Annotated in this window: 1 protein-coding gene; it reads left to right on the plus strand. The window is 60.9% G+C overall.

What is annotated here, in order from left to right:
- The coding region (locus HBA93_RS18595) for a type IV secretory system conjugative DNA transfer family protein (protein WP_221724288.1) at positions 1 to 460 on the plus strand (460 nt) is incomplete at both ends.

The following is a 460-nucleotide window of genomic DNA, read 5'->3' on the forward strand; positions in this document are numbered from 1 at the left end:
CTGATCGTGCTGTTCACCACCTGGGGAGCCACACAATATGTTGCCTGGCAGCTCGGGTTTCAGGCGCAGCTTGGGACACCCTGGTTCGCGTTCGGCGATATGCCCTTCTATTATCCGCCCGCCATCTTCTGGTGGTGGTACTTCTTCGACGCCTACGCCCCAGATATCTTCGCCAAAGGTGGCATGATCGCAGCATCCGGCGGCTTCATCGCTATCGCTGTCGCCATCGGCATGTCGGTATGGCGTGCCCGTGAAGCCAAGAACATCGAGACCTATGGTTCGGCACGATGGGCAAACCCACAGGAGATCAAGGCTGCGGGTTTGCTCAGCCCGGATGGCGTAGTGCTCGGCAAGCTCGACCGCGACTACATCCGCCACGATGGTCCGGAGCATGTGTTGTGCTTTGCGCCGACGCGATCCGGCAAGGGCGTCGGACTCGTCGTCCCGACCCTCCTGACCT

This window comes from Ochrobactrum sp. SFR4, from assembly GCF_019730395.1.
Classification (GTDB): domain Bacteria; phylum Pseudomonadota; class Alphaproteobacteria; order Rhizobiales; family Rhizobiaceae; genus Pseudochrobactrum.